Annotated in this window: 19 protein-coding genes; 4 read left to right on the top strand and 15 right to left on the bottom strand. The window is 68.4% G+C overall.

Annotated features, from left to right (window positions below; translation table 11 throughout):
- Positions 1-21: 21 nt before the first annotated feature.
- Genes HNO88_RS06435 through xseA form a run of 3 tightly spaced genes read right to left on the bottom strand, consistent with a single transcriptional unit; the run spans position 22 to position 2,651 of the window.
- On the bottom strand, positions 22-927 hold the full coding sequence (locus HNO88_RS06435; protein WP_184243276.1) for a M23 family metallopeptidase: 906 nt from the start codon (positions 925-927) through the stop codon (positions 22-24).
- A 32-nt stretch (positions 928-959) separates the two neighbouring features.
- Positions 960-1,163, bottom strand: a complete 204-nt coding sequence (locus HNO88_RS06440) for a DUF2093 domain-containing protein (RefSeq protein ID WP_184243278.1) — start codon at positions 1,161-1,163, stop codon at positions 960-962.
- Between the two features lie 27 nt (positions 1,164-1,190).
- Entirely contained in the window at positions 1,191-2,651 is a 1,461-nt protein-coding gene (xseA, locus tag HNO88_RS06445; protein ID WP_376768756.1) for an exodeoxyribonuclease VII large subunit, read from the bottom strand.
- Here xseA and purD point away from each other — a divergent pair.
- The gene (gene purD, locus HNO88_RS06450) at positions 2,650-3,930 is read left to right on the top strand and encodes a phosphoribosylamine--glycine ligase (protein ID WP_184243281.1); all 1,281 of its coding nucleotides are present in this window, start codon (positions 2,650-2,652) and stop codon (positions 3,928-3,930) included. The two genes, xseA and purD, sit on opposite strands and share 2 nt — an antisense overlap.
- Before the next feature lie 4 nt (positions 3,931-3,934).
- Complete coding sequence (locus HNO88_RS06455; RefSeq protein ID WP_184243282.1) at positions 3,935-4,450, top strand: hypothetical protein; 516 nt, start codon at positions 3,935-3,937, stop codon at positions 4,448-4,450.
- Positions 4,451-4,595: 145 nt separating this feature from the next.
- Here the strand turns inward: HNO88_RS06455 and HNO88_RS06460 are convergent, their stop codons facing one another.
- Both HNO88_RS06460 and HNO88_RS06465 read right to left on the bottom strand, forming a co-directional pair.
- Positions 4,596-5,102: a 3'-5' exonuclease gene (locus HNO88_RS06460; RefSeq protein ID WP_184243283.1), complete on the bottom strand. Its 507-nt coding sequence runs from the start codon at positions 5,100-5,102 to the stop codon at positions 4,596-4,598.
- Between the two features lie 27 nt (positions 5,103-5,129).
- The gene (locus HNO88_RS06465) at positions 5,130-6,137 is read right to left on the bottom strand and encodes an adenosine kinase (RefSeq protein WP_184243284.1); all 1,008 of its coding nucleotides are present in this window, start codon (positions 6,135-6,137) and stop codon (positions 5,130-5,132) included.
- A gap of 122 nt (positions 6,138-6,259) precedes the next feature.
- Here HNO88_RS06465 and HNO88_RS06470 point away from each other — a divergent pair, with 122 nt between their 5' ends.
- Complete coding sequence (locus HNO88_RS06470) at positions 6,260-6,709, top strand: hypothetical protein (protein ID WP_184243285.1); 450 nt, start codon at positions 6,260-6,262, stop codon at positions 6,707-6,709.
- Between the two features lie 25 nt (positions 6,710-6,734).
- Here HNO88_RS06470 and HNO88_RS06475 read toward each other — a convergent pair whose 3' ends face one another.
- From HNO88_RS06475 to HNO88_RS06520, 10 genes are all read right to left on the bottom strand, one after another.
- Complete coding sequence (locus HNO88_RS06475; protein WP_184243286.1) at positions 6,735-7,103, bottom strand: HesB/IscA family protein; 369 nt, start codon at positions 7,101-7,103, stop codon at positions 6,735-6,737.
- The gene (locus HNO88_RS06480) at positions 7,100-7,609 is read right to left on the bottom strand and encodes a GNAT family N-acetyltransferase (RefSeq protein WP_312857006.1); all 510 of its coding nucleotides are present in this window, start codon (positions 7,607-7,609) and stop codon (positions 7,100-7,102) included. Before HNO88_RS06480 ends, HNO88_RS06475 begins: the two co-directional genes overlap by 4 nt.
- Positions 7,606-8,109 carry an SUF system Fe-S cluster assembly protein gene (locus HNO88_RS06485; RefSeq protein WP_184243290.1) on the bottom strand — a complete coding sequence of 168 codons (504 nt, stop codon included), beginning with the start codon at positions 8,107-8,109 and terminating at the stop codon, positions 7,606-7,608. The genes HNO88_RS06480 and HNO88_RS06485 overlap by 4 nt, the downstream gene beginning before the upstream one ends.
- Entirely contained in the window at positions 8,106-9,275 is a 1,170-nt protein-coding gene (locus tag HNO88_RS06490) for an aminotransferase class V-fold PLP-dependent enzyme (protein WP_246381275.1), read from the bottom strand. The genes HNO88_RS06485 and HNO88_RS06490 overlap by 4 nt, the downstream gene beginning before the upstream one ends.
- A gap of 95 nt (positions 9,276-9,370) precedes the next feature.
- Complete coding sequence (locus HNO88_RS06495) at positions 9,371-10,102, bottom strand: SufD family Fe-S cluster assembly protein (RefSeq protein WP_184243292.1); 732 nt, start codon at positions 10,100-10,102, stop codon at positions 9,371-9,373.
- Positions 10,103-10,253: 151 nt separating this feature from the next.
- Positions 10,254-10,997, bottom strand: coding sequence for a Fe-S cluster assembly ATPase SufC (sufC, locus tag HNO88_RS06500; protein ID WP_184243293.1), 744 nt, complete (start codon positions 10,995-10,997; stop codon positions 10,254-10,256).
- Positions 10,998-11,002: 5 nt separating this feature from the next.
- The gene (locus HNO88_RS06505) at positions 11,003-11,452 is read right to left on the bottom strand and encodes a hypothetical protein (RefSeq protein ID WP_184243295.1); all 450 of its coding nucleotides are present in this window, start codon (positions 11,450-11,452) and stop codon (positions 11,003-11,005) included.
- Positions 11,449-11,934, bottom strand: a complete 486-nt coding sequence (locus HNO88_RS06510; protein ID WP_184243297.1) for an endonuclease domain-containing protein — start codon at positions 11,932-11,934, stop codon at positions 11,449-11,451. The genes HNO88_RS06505 and HNO88_RS06510 overlap by 4 nt, the downstream gene beginning before the upstream one ends.
- A gap of 214 nt (positions 11,935-12,148) precedes the next feature.
- Entirely contained in the window at positions 12,149-13,660 is a 1,512-nt protein-coding gene (gene sufB / locus HNO88_RS06515) for a Fe-S cluster assembly protein SufB (RefSeq protein ID WP_221419858.1), read from the bottom strand.
- A complete protein-coding gene (locus tag HNO88_RS06520; RefSeq protein WP_184243299.1) occupies positions 13,657-14,100 on the bottom strand; it encodes an SUF system Fe-S cluster assembly regulator in 444 nt (147 codons plus the stop codon). The genes sufB and HNO88_RS06520 overlap by 4 nt, the downstream gene beginning before the upstream one ends.
- A 388-nt stretch (positions 14,101-14,488) precedes the next feature.
- On the opposite strand from HNO88_RS06520, the gene HNO88_RS06525 reads away from it, so the two are divergent.
- Positions 14,489-15,526, top strand: a complete 1,038-nt coding sequence (locus HNO88_RS06525) for a quinone-dependent dihydroorotate dehydrogenase (RefSeq protein ID WP_184243301.1) — start codon at positions 14,489-14,491, stop codon at positions 15,524-15,526.
- The last annotated feature ends 10 nt before the right edge of the window (positions 15,527-15,536 follow it).

The following is a 15,536-nucleotide window of genomic DNA, read 5'->3' on the forward strand; positions in this document are numbered from 1 at the left end:
CGTGGATCGAACGCCGGTCGCCTATTGCATCGGGCCGGTGAGCAGGATCGGGTCGATCCGCGCATCGTTCCACTTCATCGACCAGTGCAGGTGCGGACCCGTGGCGCGGCCGGTCGCGCCGATCCGTCCGATCGGCTGTCCCTGGCGCACATGCTCGCCCTCGCGCACCAGGATCTGCGAGCAATGCAGGAACGCGCTGTTGAGGCCCATGCCGTGATCGATCATCAGCAGGTTTCCTTCCAGCGTGAAGGGAGACTGCGCCGCCAGGATGACCACGCCGTCGGCGGGCGCCACGAATGTCGTGCCCGCGCCGCCCGCCAGGTCGAGACCAGAGTGGTAGGCGCCAGGCTCGCCGCGATAGACCCGCTGCGAGCCGAACCGCCCGGAGATGCGCGCCTTAACGGGAAAGATGAAGTCCTGTCGCCACCCGGCTGCATCGGTCACGCGGGTGCGGGCGGCCTCGATCCGGGCGAGTTCGGGCCGGCGCAGCGCCAGAAACGCCTCGGTCGGTCCGTTCTCTCGCCGGGCGATGTTGACGCGCTCGATCCGCCAGGCGCGCGGGGCGATGGACAAGGTGCGCGCCACCTGCTCGCCAGAGCGCAGCGTCGCCACCAGAGTGGAGGTGGCCGGCGCGTCCCGGTCGAAGGCGGCAAAGAAGCTTCCGTCCGGTGCGAAGGCGATGGGCTGCCCGCCCAAGGCGAGCGTGCGCGTGCCGGCGGGCACGGTGCCCTTGATCCAGCCGCCTTGCGTCAGCTCGCCGGCAAACGCGAAGGTCGATGGGCGCGCCGGCACGAAGGTCACCGCAGAGGGAGGCTCGGCCGGGCCGGCGGGGGCCGGAACGTCGGACGGGGGCGAGGCCGTGCAGCCGGCGAGCAGGATCGCCACGCCGCTCGCCACGGATCCAAGAGCCCGTGAACGGTCCGACATCGCGCGCCGTCTTCCCCGCACTTGTCTGTTCCTCATGCCGCTCCGAGCAGCCGGCGCGTGGCGATCTCGGCGCTCGCGTAGGGCTCCTGCCGCTCGCCGCTCCAGTAGCGCAGCACTTCGAGCGGGATCTTCTCGCCCGAGACGGCGCAGAGCACATGGTTGCCCGGGCTCAGGACGCGAAAGCCATTGGGGCCATAGCGCAAGGTGGCGGGGCGATCGGCAGAGGACATCAACATGAGCTTCGATCTAGCAGATGCTCTTGGTCAGAACAAATCGCCCTGCTGCGCACCGGGCTCCTTCGACCGCACGGCGCGGCGGGGCAGGGCATTGGGGACGACGGTGAGGTCGCCGTCGCGGAACTTGAGCGTCAGTGTCGGCTCGCGTTCGGCCTGCGCCCTGTCGGTCAGGGTATGGCCCGTGGCAGTGGTCACCCGCGCGAACCCGCGCGCCAGCGGCTTGTCGGGATCGAGCTGCGGCAGGACGCGGGCGACCGGCGCGAAGTGCTTGCGGGCGACATCGAACTGCCGCTGCAGCAGCGCCGGCGTCAGCCCGGCACGGACCAGGCGCTCCGCCGCCCGCTCCACGCGATGACGCAGCAGGGGCAGCGAGAGGCGCGCGCCTTGCGCATCGAGGCGCGCGCCCGCGCCCGCGGCGCGTTCACGCAAGGCGCGGCGCAGGCGCTCGCTCGCCTCGTCGAGCCGCTGCGCCCTGGCCGCCAGCAAGGCTTCGGGCTTGGGGAGGTGGCGAACGCGCGCGTCCAGCCGCTCGCGGCCCAGCGCCACCGGACGCAGGGCGCAGCGGCGCTTGCGCAAGGCCAGTTCGGCCAGTTGCGAACCGAGCTCGGCGCGGACCGGCACGGCCATCTCGGCGGCTGCGGTCGGCGTGGGCGCCCGGCGGTCGGCGGCATAGTCGCACAAGGTGGTGTCGGTCTCATGCCCGACGGCGGAGATGATCGGGATCGTGCACTCGGCCACCGCGCGCACCACGACTTCCTCGTTGAAGGACCACAAGTCCTCGATCGACCCGCCACCGCGCGCGACGATGACGAGATCGGGGCGCGGCACGGGGCCGTTGCTCGGCATGGCGGAGAACCCACGCACCGCCGCCGCGACCTGGCCGGCCGCGCCTTCGCCCTGCACCAGCACCGGCCAGACCAGCACGCGGCTGGGGAAGCGATCTGCCAAGCGGTGCAGGATGTCGCGAATCACCGCGCCGGTCGGCGATGTCACCACGCCGATCGTGGCGGGCAGGAACGGCAGCGGCTTCTTGCTGCTCTCGGAGAACAGGCCTTCCGCCGCCAGCCGTGCGCGCAGCTTCTCCAGCAGGGCGAGCAGCGCGCCTTCGCCGGCGATTTCCATCGTCTCTACGACGATCTGGTACTTGGAGCGGCCGGGATAAGTCGTCAGCTTGCCGGTGGCGATCACCTCCACCCCATCCTCGGGCCGGAACGCGAGCCGCTGCGCGCCGCCCTTCCACATGACCCCGTCGATCACCGCCTTGTCGTCCTTGAGGCAGCAATACAGGTGGCCCGATGCCGCACGCTTCACGCCCGAAAGCTCTCCGCGCAGGCGCACGAAGCCGAAGCGATCCTCCACCGTTCGCTTGAGCCGTGCGGAAAGTTCGCTGACCGACAGCGGCTCGGCGTTGTCGCCCGGAACCGCCTTCGCTAGGAGCGGCGCTTTCCGGTCGTCTCCATAGTCGTCGTCATCGAAAGGCAGAGCCATGAACATCCTGTTGCTGGGATCGGGGGGCCGTGAGCATGCGCTCGCCTGGAAGCTGGCGCAATCCCCGCTTTGCGGCACGCTCTATGCCGCGCCCGGCAATCCGGGCATCGGCGAGCACGCGACATGCGTTGCCCTCGACGCGACGGACCACGCCGCCGTGATCGCCTTCTGCGAGGCGCAGGCGATCGGGCTGGTGGTGATCGGCCCGGAAGCGCCCCTGGTCGACGGCTTGGCCGATTCGCTGCGCGGCGCCGGCGTGTCCGTGTTCGGTCCCAGTCGTGGCGCGGCTCGGCTCGAAGGCTCCAAGGGCTTCACCAAGGACTTGTGCGAGCGGGCCGGCATCCCGACGGCGGCCTATGTGCGCGTCTGCAACGAGGCGGACGGCCTGTCGGCGCTCGAGGGCTTCGGCGCTCCGGTGGTCATCAAGGCGGACGGCCTCGCCGCGGGCAAGGGGGTCACCGTCGCCATGTCGATGGCCGAGGCCCAGGAGGCGGTGCGCGAGATCTTCTCCGGCCGCTTCGGCGAAGCCGGCGCCGAAGCGGTCATCGAGGAGTTCCTGACCGGCGAGGAGGCGAGCTTCTTCGCGCTCACCGACGGCAGCACCATCGTCCCCTTCGGCTCGGCGCAGGACCACAAGCGCGTGGGCGAGGGCGACACCGGACCCAACACCGGCGGCATGGGTGCCTACAGTCCGGCGCCCGTGCTGACCGCGGCGCTGGAGGGCGAGGCGATGGCGCGCATCCTGACGCCCACCGTGCGCGCGATGGCGAACGAAGGTTCATCCTACTCGGGCGTGCTCTACGCCGGCTTGATGCTGACGCGCGAGGGTCCCAAGCTGATCGAGTACAACTGCCGCTTCGGCGACCCCGAATGCCAGGTGCTGATGATGCGGTTGGAGAGCGACCTGGTCGAGCTGTTGGTGGCGTGCGCGCAGAATCGGCTGGGATCGATCCAGCCGCCGCGCTTCTCGCCAGAGGTTGCGCTGACGGTGGTCATGGCGGCGAACGGCTATCCCGGAACGCCGGAGAAGGGCGGCCGCATCGATGGCATTCCCGCCGCGCAGGCGGATGGCGCCAAGGTCTTCCACGCCGGCACCGCTCTCGGCATCGATGGCGTCCTGACCGCGACTGGCGGGCGCGTGCTCAACGTCACCGCCACGGGTGCCAGCGTCGGCGAGGCGCAGGCCAAGGCCTATGCCGCAGTCGATGCGATCGCGTTTCTGACCGGCTTCTGCCGCCGCGACATCGGCTGGCGCGAAGTCGCGCGCGAGCAGGCCTGAGCGCGTGGCAGCCTCGGCCGACACCGTCCTTAAGCTCAGCCTGGCGGCAGGCGCGCTGCTGGCCGGCGCGGGCGTCGGCTACTATTTCGGCGTGTTCCTGCCGGCGCAGGCGATCCACGAATCGGTCGAGAGCGGGACGCGTGAACAGACCTCGGCCGTCGACCGCACCGCCCAACTCGAACGTGCGCGCCGCGCCGAGCAGCAGGCGCGCGAGGCCGCCCGCTCACGCTACCAGGCGTGCGTCGGCGCGGCGCAGACCAGCTACAGCGCGCGCTGGACGGCAGCGTGCCGGGCGCAACACCAGCGTCAGGAAGCGGCCTATGAGGACTGCGCGGACGACCTGTTCAGCACGCGCGAGGGCTGCGCGCGCAAGTTCCCGGTAGAGCCCGAGCATGGCTGCGCACTGCCCCTGGCGATCAGCAATCGCCTGGTCTCCGACCGCGACGCCGCGCGCTCGCAGTGCCTGGGCGAGATGCAAGGCGGCTTGGCGCCTGATGCCTGGGAGACGCCTGCGGGGTGAACCTGAGTTCGTCCCGGACCTGATCCGGGACCGGTTTCGCCAGAGCACGACCAGGCCGTCCTCCGCTCGTGCGATCTAAGCTGGCTCACGAGAAGGCGCACCATGGCGCAACCGGTCCCGGGTCGCGCCCGGGACGACGCTGTCTTCAAGCCGTCTCGCCATCGAGCAGCAGCTTGACGGTGAGAGCCAGCCGGCTGGCATCGTCGCGCGCGATGTGCTCGGTTGGGAGGCGCTGGCGGGCGGCGGCGAGCGCTTCCAGCACTTGCGGCCGGGTGTAGCCGCGCTCGACCAGATACTCCCCAAGGAAGCGCACCGGGAAGGGCGGCTCAGCTCCGGCGGCATGCGCCAACACTTCGAGCCAGTATGCGTCGAGGTCGGCATCGGCATAGACCGGGCAGTCGCCGGCGAACGCAGCCATTTCGCCGAGGACTTGGGCGCAGGGCAGCCCCTCGCGCTCGATCAGCGCGCGGCTGATCCCATGCAGCGCCTCCGCCTCGGGGGACCAATCCCAGAAGCGCCACGCCTCGGCCGGGTGGATCAGCCAAGTGCGGCTCGACCCGTCGACTTTGGCGATCGCCACTTCGATCGGATAGGATTGCCCGTACTCGGGCAGGCAGCTCGCTTCGAAATCGATCAGCGCCGGGCAGGTCATCGTGCTCCTTCCCGGCTGCGCATCGTCTCAGCCCACCCGTTCGGCGACGAGTTCGGCCAGATCGACTTCGGGCCGGGCACCGAAGTGCGAGATGACCTCGCTGGCGCAGACGGCGCCGAGGCGGAGGCACTCCGCTACCGGTCGCCCGCGGACATGCCCGAAGAGGAACCCGGCGGCGAACAGGTCTCCCGCGCCGGTGGTGTCGATCACCCGCGCGATCGGCTCGGCCGGCACTTCGGCGCGCTCGCCCCGGCTGATCGCCACCGCGCCATGCTCGCCACGCGTGACGACGATCACCTGCACATGGTCGACCAGCGAGGCCAGGCCCTCGTCGAAATCTCCGATGCCGGTCAGCGCGGCCAGTTCGGTCGCGTTGGCGAACAGGATGTCGATCTTTCCTTGCGCGATCAGGTCCCGGAAGTCGTCGCCGTGGCGGTCGATCACGAAGGCGTCCGACATCGTGAAGGCGACCTTGCGCCCGGCGGCCTTCGCGGTGTCGATGGCCTTGCGCATGGCGGCCCGCGGTTCCTCTGGATCCCACAGGTAACCCTCAAGGTAAAGCACGGCGGATGCGGCGATGGCGTCAAGGTCCAGCGCTTCAGCCGGCAGGAACTGCGAGGCGCCCAGGAACGTGTTCATCGTGCGCTGCGCGTCGGAGGTCACGAAGATCAGGCAGCGCCCGGTCGGCGGATCGCCGGCACGCACAGGCGTAGCGAACGCGATGTCGGCCGCGCGGATATCATGGGCGAAGACCTCGCCCAGATGATCGTCGGCAACCTGGCCTATGAAGGCACAGCGGGCGCCGAGCGCAGCCATGCCGGCCAGCGTGTTCGCAGCCGAGCCGCCCGAGATCTGCGCCGTCGGCCCCATGTGGGCGTAGAGCTCCTCGGCGCGCGGCGTGTCGATCAGGGTCATGCCGCCGCGGGTCAGGCCGAGGTCCTCGATGACCTGGTCCGAACTGTGCGCGAGCACGTCGACCAGGGCATTGCCGATCGCGATCACGTCGTAGCGCGGTTCGGGCTGGGTATCGTTCATAGACGGGGGCAATCCTTGGCGCCGCTGATCGGCTTCATGCCGCGAGTAGCCTGCGGGTCGGCTCGCGGCAACCTCGCGCGGCGTTGACACCGGTGAGCGCGCGGGCAATGCGAGCTGCGACCATGAACTCAGCGCGATCCCTCTCCAGCTCGCCCGCCGGCCTGTCGCGGCTTCGCGTCTTGCTCGGCCTTGCCGTGCTCGCGCCCTTGCTTGCGGCCTGTGCCTCGACCGGAACGACCACCACGCCGCGACCGGGCAAGGGCGCCGCGATCCGCGAACCGGTACGCGCCGCGCCGCGCGATCCCACGTTCCAGACGATCCCGGGGCTGGAAGGCGTCATCGGCGCCAGCGAGAGCCAGCTCCTGCGCCAGTTCGGGGCGGCACGGCTGAACGTGTGGGAAGGCGATGCGCGCAAGCTGCAGTTTACCGGCAAGGCCTGCGTGCTCGACGTTTTCCTCTATCCCACGGCGCAGTCGAAGGAGCCGCTGGCGTCCTATGTCGACGCGCGGCGGTCCTCGGACGGGCAGGACGTAGACCGCGCCGCCTGCGTTGCGGCGCTGAAGGGGCGTTGAGCCCGGTAGAAGCCAGCTTGGCGGATCAAACCGTGAAGCTCTCGCCGCAGCCGCATGCGCCCTTGGCGTTCGGGTTTTCGAACACGAAACCGGCGGAGAAATCGTCTTCCACCCAGTCCATGGTGCTGCCCACCAGGTAGAGCACCGATCCGCCGTCGATGAAGAACAGGCCGCCCGGGGTCTCGATCCGTTCGTCGAAGGCGCTTGCCTCGCTCACGTAGTCGACCGAGTAGGCCAGGCCCGAACATCCGCGGCGGGGGGTGGAGAGTTTGACGCCGATCGCATCTTCGGGCGCCTTGCTCATCAGCTCGGCGATGCGGGCTTCGGCCCTTTCGGTCAGCGTCACGGCGGCGGGGCGGGCGCGCACTTTGGTGCCAGTCATTTCGATCGTCATGTCAGCCTCTTCTGCCAGAACAGCGCGTGTCCGGCCTCTGGATCGAGCGTGTAGTCGCCATAGCCGAGCGACTTGTAGAGCCGCTTGGCATTGATGTTCCCGCTCAGCACTTCGAGCGTGATCTTGCAGGCCCCGCGCGAGCGCGCCTCCGTCTCGATCCGCTTGAACAAAGCGGTGGCGACGCCGCGGCCGCGGTGGGGCGCCAGCACGCAGACGTCGTGAATGTTGACCAGCGGCGCGGCCGCGAAGGTCGAGTAGCTCATGAAGCAAACCGCCACGCCGACCGGGCGACCGCCAAGCCGCGCCAGGAAGGCAAAGGCGCCGGGCACACCGGCAAGGCCTGCCGGCAGTCGCTGGCGCACGTCGTCGGCCAGCGGCTCTCCGCCACCCATCGGATCGCGGGCATAACCATCGAGCACGTGCACCAGGGCCGCCGCATCGTCCGGATTGCGGAAGCCGACCGGATCGATCGTCAGCGGCAGATCACGGGTGGCGGCCTGGCTCACAGCATCCCCAGCTCGAGCTTGGCCTCGTCGCTCATCTTGGCCATGTCCCATGGCGGGTCCCAGACGAGGCTCACCTCGCAGTCGCGCACGCCCGGCACCGACGCCACGCGCAGCTCGACTTCGCCCGGCATCGATTCGGCGACAGGGCAGTGCGGCGTCGTCAGCGTCATCGTGACGGCCACGCTGTGTTCGGGCGACACGTCGACACCGTAGATCAGGCCCAGGTCGTAGATGTTCACCGGGATCTCGGGATCGTAGATCTCCTTGAGCGCGGTGATCACGCCTTCGTAGATCGTGCCGCCCGGCCCGGTCGGATCCTCGTCCGCCTCGGGCTGCTGCGCCAGGAAGCCTTCAAGGTAGTCGCGCTTGCGGGCGAACTTCTGCGTCGGCGTCTCGTAGACCGTGGGCGCGTCTTCCACCGCATCATCGACGCGGGCGCGGGGCGGCGGGGTGCCGGCCTCGACTTCTTCAACTGCGAACTTGCGAGCTTCATCGCTCATCCGAAAATCCTCCTGGTGCGCTCGATCCCTTTCAGGAGCGCCTCGATGTCCGTCTCGTCGTTGTAGAGCCCGAAGCTGGCGCGTGCCGTTGCCGGAACGCCCAGGTGACCCATCAGCGGCTGGGCGCAGTGATGACCGGCGCGGATCGCCACGCCTTCCTCGTCCAAGATAGTGCCGAGGTCGTGCGGATGCACCCCATCGAGCGCGAAACTGGTGATGCCGATCGCGTCGGCTGGGCCGAACAGCGTCACGTCGTTGCGCTGGCCCAGCGCGTCGCGCAGCTTGGCTGCCAGCGCGCGCTCATGCTCCTGCGCGACATCGAGCCCGATGGCCTCGAGCCAGTCGATCGCCGCCGCCAGCCCGATCGCCTCGATGATCATCGGCGTGCCTGCCTCGAAGCGCTGTGGGGCACTGGCGAAGGTGGTCTTCTCGAACGTGACCGTGTCGATCATCGCGCCGCCGCCATGCCAGGGCGGCATGGCGTCGACAATTTCGGCCCGTGCCCAGAGCGCGCCGATGCCGGTGGGGCCATAGAGCTTGTGCGCGGAGAAGACGTAGAAATCGCAATCGAGCGCGGCCATGTCGAGCCTGATGCGCGGCGCGGCCTGGCAGCCGTCCACCAGCAGCTTCGCGCCTACGCCATGCGCCAGATCGGCGGCGCGGCGCACGTCGAGCACTGAGCCGAGCACGTTGGAGACATGGGCGAGGGCGACCAGCTTGTGTGCCGATGTCAGCATGGCGGCCGCGGCATCCAGGTCGATGCGGCCGTCATCGGTGAGCGGGCAAACGTCGATCGCCACGCCGGTGCGCTCGCGCAGGAGCTGCCAGGGCACGATGTTGGAATGGTGCTCCAGGGTGGAGAGCAGGATGCGGTCGCCGGCCTTGAGGTTCGTCTCGCCCCAGGTGCTGGCGACAAGGTTGATCGCCTCGGTCGCGCCGCGGGTGAACACGATTTCTTCTTCGCGCCCGCCGATGAAGGCCGCAACCCGCCGGCGTGCCGCTTCGAAGCCGAGAGTCATCTCGGCCGAACGCGCGTAGACGCCGCGGTGGACGGTCGCGTAATCCATGCCCATCGCGCGCACGGTGGCGTCGATCACGGCTTGTGGCTTCTGTGCCGTCGCCGCGGTGTCGAGGTAGCGCCACGGCGAGCCGTCGAGGTTCCACATGCCGGGGAACTGCGCGCGCAGATCCTCGCCCGGGCGTGCCGGTGCGATCGCCTCGTCCAGCATCTTGTCACCGACGATCGCGTCTTGCACGTCACTCACAGGATCGCCTCCAGTCGCGCCAGCGCGGCTTCGCTCAGCGCCTCTTCGTTCGGTGCGCCCGCGAAGGCTTCGGCGATGAACGCCTGCAGCATCAACCGCTTGGCCTGCGGGGGGGTGAGCCCACGCGACATGAGATAGAACAGCCCCTGCGCGTCGAGCTCGCCGACGGCGCAGCCGTGCGCGGCCTTCACGTCGTCGGCGTAGATCTCCAGCTCGGGCCGGGCGTTGGCCGTGGCAGTGCGATCCAGCAGCATGGCGCGGACCGACTGTTCGGCATCGGTGCCATCGGCGCCGCGCTCCACTGCGATCCGGCCGAGATAGGTGCCGGTCGCCTGGCCGGCGAGGACGGTGCGGACGATCTGCGTCGAAGTGGAATCGGGTGCGGCATGGGTGACTTCGGTGACGATCTCGACGGTCTCGGCTGCAGTCGCGAGCTGCGCTGCGCCAAGAGTGAAGTCCGCCTTCTCGCCCAGCCGGACATCGACCGCGATGCGGCCGAAGTTGGGTCCGGCGAGCAGCACGCGCAAGTCGAACTTCGCGCCGGTTTCCAGCGTGATCACCAGATGCCGTGCCACCGTGCTGCTGCCGGTCTCGATGACGTCCAGTGTACCGGTCTCGCCCGCCGCGACCACGATCTCCTCGCGCGCGACTGGCCAGACGGTGCCGAGCGCTTCGATATCGGAATAGCGGAACGCCTCATGGCGCCGCGTGGGAAGAGTGAGTGTCATGGCCTGTCCTCCCCGGCACGGGGAGGGGGACCGCCGCAGGCGGTGGAGGGGACTCTCGCCACGACGCCACCCAGCGAGAGGACGCGAGTCCCCTCCGTCAGCGCTGGGCGCTGCCACCTCCCCGCCTCGGGGAGGCCAAGTGCCTTGACCATCACGCCGTCACCGCCTCGTAGCCTTCGCTCTCCAGCTGGTGCGCCAGTTCCGGCCCGCCCGAGCGCACGATGCGCCCTCCCGCGAGGACGTGCACGAAATCCGGCTTCACGTAGTCCAGCAGCCGCTGGTAGTGCGTGATCAGCAGCACCGCCTTGTCGGGCTTGCGCATGATCGCGTTGATGCCTTCGCCGCAGATGCGCAGCGCATCGATGTCGAGGCCCGAATCGGTTTCGTCCAGGATCGCCAGCTTGGGATCGAGGATGCCCATCTGCACCATCTCGGCGCGCTTCTTCTCGCCGCCCGAGAAGCCGACGTTCACCGGGCGCTTGAGCATGTCCATGTCCATGCGCAGCAGGCCGGCCTTTTCGCGCGCGAGCTTCAGGAACTCGCCGCCCGACAACGGCTCCTCGCCCCGGCCCTTGCGCTGGGCATTGGCCGCCTCGCGCAGGAACTGCACGAAGGAGACGCCGGGGATCTCGACCGGGTACTGGAATCCCAGGAACAGCCCGGCGGCCGCACGCTCATGCGGCTCGAGCTCGAGCAGGTCGCTGCCCAGGAACTCGACCGAGCCGCCGGTCACCTCATAGCCGGGACGACCGCCCAGGACGTAGCCGGTGGTCGACTTGCCCGCGCCATTCGGCCCCATGATCGCGTGCACTTCGCCCGCGTTGATCTGGAGCGACAGCCCCTTGAGGATCGGCTTGTCGGCGACGGTGGCGTGGAGATTGTCGATGGTGAGCATGGGTCTCAATTCGGCCTGGATGGAGTGGGGGGCACGGGCTCGCAATCCTTGCGGCCGGCATCGATGCATTGGCGCATGGTCTGGACCATGGCCTGGAAACCTTGCGGATCGCGCGCGGTGAAGCCGACGCGCTGTTCCATGGCGTCCAGGATCCGCTCGATCCTGGCGCGGCGGACCACCGGGTCCGTCCAGTCGGGCTTGTGCGCGAGCTTGGCGTCCATGGCCGCGGCCGTCGTGGCTCGGAGCGGACGACATCCTGCCAGAGTCGCGGTCATCATCGCGTCGCGCTCGGCCGGCGTCTGCTCCCGGCCGGCTTCCATGACATCGAGCACGGGATCGCTGACGCAGCCCATGTAGTCCACATAGGGCGTCGCCGCTTCGTCGGGCACCGGCACGCCGTCCCACGCCGCGATCTCGGCCGGCGTGGACAAGGCGAGGGCCAGCGCGACGATCACCCGTCGGCGCCTTCGTCATTGGCGAACATCTGCGCCGCGCCACGACGGGCCGCGCGCTTGTCGAAGGGCTTGTTCGCCTCGGTGCTGATGGCCTTCACCACTCGCGCGATGTCTTCGAGCACATCGGCCTCGGCAAAGCGCAGCACCCGCACGCCGACGTCGGTCAGCTTCTTGTCCTGCAGGGCGTCGACTTCGGGGTTGGCGCCTTCGGGCGAAAGCAGGACCGCGATCCAGCGCGAGGGGGCCGCGAAGTCGACGATCACCGAGCCGACGATCGACTGGCGCAGGAACTTGACTCCCCCCACGCGCGAGCCGCTGAGCTCCGTCCAGAGCGCTTCCTGCGCCGGTGTCGGTGCGCGGCGCGCCTCGCGGGCACGTTCCTTCAGCTTGTCGAGCCGGGCGCCGGTCAGGGCGAAGCTGCCGGCCGCGCGCTTGCTCGCGCCGGCGGTGCTGACGCCCAGGGTCTTGCGTTCGGCAGTCACGAGGTAAGTCCTTGATACTCTGAGCAGTTGCCCTCTCCCCGGGTCGGGGAGAGGATCGCGCAGCTTGTTCCGCCAGGAACTAGCGTAGCTTGGAGAGGGGCTTTCGGCGTCGAGAGGACGCAAGCTCCTCTCCAACTCCGGCTAGCCGGCTCCGCCGGCAAGCCTGCGTATCCTCTCCCCGTTCGGGGAGAGGGCGTAAGACTTGGAAGCACGTTCACCCCACGCTCCCTTCGAGGCTGATCCCCAACAGCTTTTGCGCCTCGACCGCGAACTCCATCGGCAGTTGCTGCAGCACTTCCTTCGCGAAGCCGTTGACGATCAGCGCCACTGCCGATTCGGTGTCGAGCCCGCGCTGCTGGGCGTAGAACAGCTGGTCGTCGCTGATCTTGCTGGTGGTCGCCTCGTGCTCGATCTGCGCGGTGGGATTGCGCACCTCGATGTAGGGCACGGTGTGGGCGCCGCACTGCTTGCCCAGCAGCAGCGAATCGCACTGGGTGAAGTTGCGCACGTTGTCGGCATTGGCGCCGACGCGCACGAGGCCGCGATAGGTGTTGTTCGACTTACCCGCCGAGATACCCTTGGAGATGATCGTCGAGCGGCTGCCCTTGCCGTTGTGGATCATCTTGGTGCCGGTGTCGGCTTGCTGATGGTTGTTGGTCACCGCGACCGAGTAGAACTCGCCCACCGAATCCTCGCCGTTCAGCACGCAAGAGGGATATTTCCAGGTTACCGCGCTGCCGGTTTCGACCTGGGTCCAGCTGATCTTCGAGCGCGCGCCCTGGCACAGCCCGCGCTTGGTCACGAAGTTGTAGATGCCGCCCAGACCCTCGGCATTGCCGGGGTACCAGTTCTGCACCGTGGAATACTTGATCTCGGCATCGTCCATCGCGACCAGCTCGACCACGGCGGCGTGCAGCTGGTTCTCATCCCGCATCGGCGCGGTGCAGCCTTCCAGGTACGAGACGTAGGAGCCCTTCTCGGCAATGATCAGCGTGCGCTCGAACTGGCCGGTGTTCTCGGCATTGATGCGGAAATAGGTCGACAATTCCATCGGGCAGCGCACGCCCTCGGGGATGTAGACGAAGGTGCCGTCGGAGAAGACCGCGCAATTCAGCGTCGCGAAGTAGTTGTCGTGCACCGGCACGACGCGGCCGAGCCACTTCTTCACCAGCTCCGGGTACTCGCGGATCGCCTCGGAGATCGAGCGGAAGATTACGCCTGCCGCTTCCAGCTCGGCGCGGAAGGTCGTGGCGACCGAAACCGAATCGAACACCGCGTCGACGGCGACCTTGCGCGCGCCCTCGACACCGGCGAGCATCTTCTGCTCCTCGATGGGGATGCCCAGCTTCTCGTAGACGCGCAGGATCTCGGGATCGACCTCGTCGAGGGAGCCCAGCAGTTCCTTCTTCTTGGGCGCGGCGTAGTAGTACGCGTCCTGGTAGTCGATCGGCGGCACGTTCAGCTTGGCCCAGTCCGGCGGGGTCATCTCCAGCCACTTGGCATAGGCTTTCAGCCGCCAGTCGAGCATCCACTCCGGCTCGTTCTTCTTGGCGGAGATGAAGCGTACGGTGTCTTCCGACAGGCCCTTGGGCGCAAACTCCTGCTCGATGTCGGCCGACCAGCCATGCTCGTAGTCGGCAACGCGCGCGGCGGCATCGTGTGCGGCCTGGTCCCGCAGACCCGTGTCTTTCAGGCCGGTATCCTTGAGAGCGACTTGTTCGTTCATGCAGCGTACTCGGAAGGCAGGGGTTGGGGCGTCGGAAGCGCCTGCGTCAGCTGGGTGAGCGCCACGCCGGCCAGCGCGCCGCGCAGCGCCTCGTTCACGAGCGGCCAGTGCGGGCGCACGGTGCAAGCGCCTTCGAGCGTGCACTCGTGCTTGCCCTTTTCGACACAGGCAGTGAGTGCGATCGGCCCCTCGACCGCCTCCACGATGTCAGCAACCGTGATGGCCGCCGCCGGTCGCGCCAGCTTAAGCCCGCCACCGACTCCGCGGGAGGAGCGCAGCAGACCCGCATTGGCAAGGCAGCTCACCAGCTTCTGGACGGTGGGCGTGGGCAGCCCGGTTTCCTGCGCCAGCTGGACGGCGGACACTCGCGTGCCGCCGCAGTGGCGCGCGGCTGCCGCCATCACCACGACGGCATAATCTGCCATGCTGGACAATCGCATGCGAGGGCTACCCGGTTGCGCTCCGCTAAATCGGAGCGATCTTCTCCGGTTTCACGTAGTGCAAGGATGCGCAGCTTTCAATGGCCCTCGAAGCGTGAAGCGTCTCCGGAGGCGAAGCTTTTCTGCAGGCGCACAAAAAAGCGGTTTCCCGCGCGAGGCGGGAAACCGCTAAGTGTAAAAGAACTCGAACGCCAGGCGCTACGAGCCCTTCGGGTCGCGGGCCCTCTCTATGCGGCGGTTTTTACGTTTGATTGTAAAAACGCGACATTTGGACACGAAATGGGGACATGCGGTCCTTTTTGGATCAATCCATTGAATATATGGGTGTAACAGTGTTGCCCAAGCCACACCATTGAGCCGGGACGCGCTTTGCGGGTAAGCGCCGGACATGGCCTATTCCACTCTCCGTCCGCTCTTGTTCAGGCTCGATGCCGAACGTGCCCATGGCCTTGCGCTGCGTGCGCTCTCCGCCATGCCGCAGCGCGCCATAAGCTCGAAGGGCGGCCCGCTGGCGACCAGTGTGGCCGGCGTGCACTTCTCCAATCCGGTGGGAATGGCCGCGGGCTTCGACAAGGATGCCGTCGCTGCCAAGGGGCTGCTGCGGCTCGGCTTCGGCTCGGTCGAAGTCGGCACGCTCACGCCGCGGGCGCAGCCCGGCAATCCGCGACCGCGCCTCTTCCGTCTGGTCGAGGATCGCGCCGTCATCAACCGCATGGGGTTCAACAACGGGGGAGTCGACGCCGCGGCAAATCGTCTGGCCCGCCGCGATCGTTCGGCGGGCGTGGTCGGCATCAACATCGGCGCGAACAAGGATTCGGTCGACCGCATCGCGGATTACCGTGACGCGTTCCGCCGGGTCGCGCCGCTTGCCGACTACGTGACGATCAACATTTCCTCCCCGAATACGCCGGGACTGCGCGCGCTGCAGGACAAGGGCGCGCTCGAGGGGCTGCTGGATGCCGTCCTCGCCGAGCGGTCGGCGCCCGGTTGCCAGGTGCCGATCTTCCTCAAGGTGGCGCCCGACCTCGAGATGGCCGACATCGACGACATCGCCGGCGTGGCGCTGGATCGGCGGCTCGACGCGCTGATCGTCTCGAACACGACAGTGGCGAGGCCCCCGCTGCGGTCGGTGCATGCGGGAGAGGCGGGCGGCCTTTCGGGCGCTCCCCTCAAGGGCCCGGCGTTGCAGCGGCTGCGCGACTTCCGCAAGGCGACGGGCGGCGGCATTCCGCTGATCGGCGTGGGCGGCATCGCCACAGCCGAGGATGCCTGGCAGCGCATCCTGGCAGGGGCCAGCCTGGTCCAGCTCTACTCCGCCATGGTCTATGAGGGGCCGGGCATTGCGCGCCATATCTGTAAGGGATTGGAGCGGCTCATGCGGCGCGACGGCTTCGGCTCCATTGCCGAAGCCGTGGGATGCGAATAGCGTCGCCGGC

This window comes from Novosphingobium chloroacetimidivorans (assembly GCF_014204535.1).
In the GTDB taxonomy this organism is placed as follows: Bacteria; Pseudomonadota; Alphaproteobacteria; order Sphingomonadales; family Sphingomonadaceae; genus Novosphingobium; species Novosphingobium chloroacetimidivorans.